This window comes from Streptomyces sp. NPDC054841 (assembly GCF_053611045.1).
This window is the reverse complement of the sequence record NZ_JBSGZO010000723.1, coordinates 1-3106: the sequence shown is the minus strand read 5'-3', so window position 1 is coordinate 3106 and position 3106 is coordinate 1. Positions and strand designations below refer to the sequence as shown.

General features: G+C 70.4%; 4 protein-coding genes. 1 reads left to right on the top strand and 3 read right to left on the bottom strand.

The features are described from left to right. Positions 1-401 (bottom strand): NUDIX domain-containing protein (locus ACWGI8_RS42310; RefSeq protein WP_453668784.1); only part of this gene is annotated, 401 nt, incomplete at its 3' end. An 81-nt stretch (positions 402-482) separates the two neighbouring features. After that, a complete protein-coding gene (locus tag ACWGI8_RS42305; RefSeq protein ID WP_453668783.1) occupies positions 483-1235 on the bottom strand; it encodes a hypothetical protein in 753 nt (250 codons plus the stop codon). Positions 1236-1423: 188 nt separating this feature from the next. On the opposite strand from ACWGI8_RS42305, the gene ACWGI8_RS42300 reads away from it, so the two are divergent. Continuing rightward, positions 1424-2815 carry an NADP-dependent succinic semialdehyde dehydrogenase gene (locus ACWGI8_RS42300; RefSeq protein ID WP_453668782.1) on the top strand — a complete coding sequence of 464 codons (1392 nt, stop codon included), beginning with the start codon at positions 1424-1426 and terminating at the stop codon, positions 2813-2815. A gap of 94 nt (positions 2816-2909) precedes the next feature. Here the strand turns inward: ACWGI8_RS42300 and ACWGI8_RS42295 are convergent. Next, a partial coding sequence (locus ACWGI8_RS42295; RefSeq protein WP_453668781.1) for a hypothetical protein occupies positions 2910-3106 on the bottom strand: 197 nt, incomplete at its 5' end.

Genomic DNA, 3106 nt, shown 5'->3' with positions numbered 1-3106 from the left:
GCCCGTTCCAGGGGGAACCACCCCACCCTGTCGATCTCCGGGAACTCGCTCAGCACGCCGGACCGGGGCGGCCACTCCATGGTGAAAGTGCCGGGCACCACGCCGTCCGGGTCGAGGTCACCCTCGAGCGCCCAGATCGACACGGTCTTGCCGCCCGTCTGGCGGCTCTCACCCAGCGATACCCGGTCTCCGTCGGGCGCCGGCAGGCCGAGTTCCTCCTCGAACTCCCGGCGTGCGGCGGCTTCCGGCTCCTCCTCGGGGCCGTACTCGCCCTTGGGAATCGACCAGGCGCCCTCGTCCTTGGCGGCCCAGTACGGGCCGCCCATGTGACCGATCAGCACCTCGACGCCCGGATCCGCGACCCGGAAGAGCAGGAGACCTGCGCTTCGTTTGCCCGACATGCCGTCGAGTCTGCTGTCCGGCGTCCGGTGCCGCCAGACAACCGCGGCCCTCCGTGAACCGCGTGCGAAACGGTTTCCGGATCAGCTCAGCTGCTCCATCAGGGTGGACAGGTCGACCGTGTCGGCGGCCGGCGGAGTCGCGGTGGGGACCGGCTTGTCGTAGTCGGAGAAATCGACGCTCGCCTTGGCCGCCCCGGCGCTGGTCACGTTCAGCCGTACCGGATAGGGCGTGCCCTCGGTCGCCACGTACATCGTGATCGTCCTGCCCGCGCGCTGTCCCGTCACGGGGATGACGTCAGTTCCGTCGATCTCCGTCTTCTTGCCCTTGGTGAACGCGACCCCGCTGTCCGGGGCGCCGGAGAGCGAGTCCAGGAACTCGTCGAGGTCGCACACGTCGGTGAGGGCATGCAGCAGGGCGTCGTCCGTGGTGCCGTGCAGATACTTGTCCCCGAACAGCTCTTCGGCCGTCTCGCCGACGCCGGGCACCTGGCTCTTCCAGAACGCCGCGTCCGGCTTCAGCCACACGGTCTCTCCGCGCTTGATGATCTTCACGGACCCCTCGGAGCCCATGCTCACCGAACCCGCGCAGTTCCCCTCGCGGTCCAGCGTGAGATCCAGCTTGTTCGGCGAGCCCGGCTCACGGAGGTCGCCCTCGCTCATGATGTGCACCGACGAGGCGTTCAGAAGTGCGGACCTGGCTTTGTCGGCGATCTGCCGGCCGGTGAGCGACTCGATGTCGTCGTCGGCGTACGCGGTGCCGCCGACCGCGAGTGCCGCCGCGACGAGGGCTGCCAGGCAGGCCGGCACCTGTCCACTGCAACGAAGACCGGTCACGTCGCCTCCCTGGAGAAACCTGCCCAAGGTGTGCGGTCCGTACCTCACGAGCGTACGTCGCACGGTCACCACCTGCCCGTTCGGGTGAATCGCCCGGAACCCGGCATCCGGTGCCCGGGGCCGCCGCGTTGCGCCGCCGCCCGGGGCGCGGCAGGGTCGTAGATGCGCGTCCGAAGGAGGACACAGCCATGCCCATCGCCACGGTGAACCCCGCGACCGGCGAGACGCTCAAGACCTTCGAAGCACTCGGACCCGAGGCGATCGAGAGCCGCCTGGCCGCTGCCGACGAGGCGTTCCGTACGTACCGCACCACCGGATTCGGCGAACGCTCCCGGCTGCTCAAGCGGGCAGCTGCGCTGCTGGAGGAGGACCAGGACGACATCGCCCGCACCATGACCACCGAGATGGGCAAACCCCTCGCGGCGGCCAGGGCAGAGGCGGCCAAGTGCGTGAAGGCGATGCGCTGGTACGCCGACCACGCCGAGGCACTGCTCGCCGACGAGTATCCCGCGGACGCCGACGTGAAGGACTCGGGCGCCGCCAGCGCTCGGGTCCACTACCGCCCGCTGGGCGTGATCCTCGCCGTGATGCCGTGGAACTTCCCGCTCTGGCAGGTCGTACGGTTCGCGGCGCCCGCCTTGATGGCCGGCAACACGGGGTTGCTCAAGCACGCGTCGAACGTCCCGCAGACCGCCCTCTACCTGGGTGATCTCTTCCACCGGGCGGGCTTCCCCGATGGCTGCTTCCAGACCCTGCTGATCGGCTCGGGCGCGGTCGAGGGCGTCCTGCGCGACCCCCGGGTCGCCGCCGCGACGCTCACCGGCAGCGAGCCCGCCGGACGGTCGGTCGCGTCGATCGCCGGGGACGAGGTGAAGAAGACCGTCCTGGAGCTGGGCGGCAGCGACCCGTATGTCGTCATGCCGTCGGCGGACGTCGACAAGGCCGCGCGGACCGCGGTCACCGCGCGCGTGCAGAACAACGGGCAGTCCTGCATCGCGGCGAAACGCTTCATCGTCCACGAGGACGTCTACGACGCCTTCACCGAGCGGTTCGCCGCCCGGATGGAGGCACTCACCGTCGGTGACCCGCTGGAGGAGTCCACCGAGGTCGGTCCGCTCGCCACCGAGCAGGGACGCGCCGACCTGGAGGAACTGGTCGACGACGCCGTACGGCTCGGCGCGCACGCGCTGTGCGGGGCGGGCCGGCCGGGGGACCAGCCGAACGGCTGGTTCTACCTCCCGACCGTCCTCACCGGGATCACCGAGGAGATGCGCATCCACCGCGAGGAGACCTTCGGACCGGTGGCGACCGTCTACCGCGTGGCGGACCTCGACGAGGCGGTCTCCCTCGCCAACGACAGTCCCTTCGGGCTGAGTTCGAACGTCTGGACCCGTGACGACGCCGAGGTGGACCGGTTCGTACGCGACCTCGAAGCAGGCGGTGTCTTCTTCAACGGCATGACGGCCTCGCATCCGGCGATGCCGTTCGGTGGCGTCAAGCGATCCGGCTACGGGCGCGAACTGTCCGGGCACGGCATCAAGGAGTTCTGCAACACCACCACCGTCTGGAGCGCGCCCTGAGGCTGAGGCTCAGCCTGAGGCGGACGGCCCGGCGCCGGGCCCAGGAGCCGGCCGGGCCTTCCGCTGGGGCGCGAACTCGTTGTCGAACGCCTGGTCAAGGGCACTGACCGCCGGTCCGGTTGAGGATTCGGTACAGGGCCGGTTCAGCGCCGGCCCAGGCCGATGCGCACCGGACCTCCTCCGCCGTCCACCCGGCCGCCCAATGCGCCGGGACCGCCACCGAGCGCTCCGGATCCGCCGCCCGCGGCAGACGGCCCCGGTGCAGCAGCCGCCCGTTCTGGGTGACCGTCA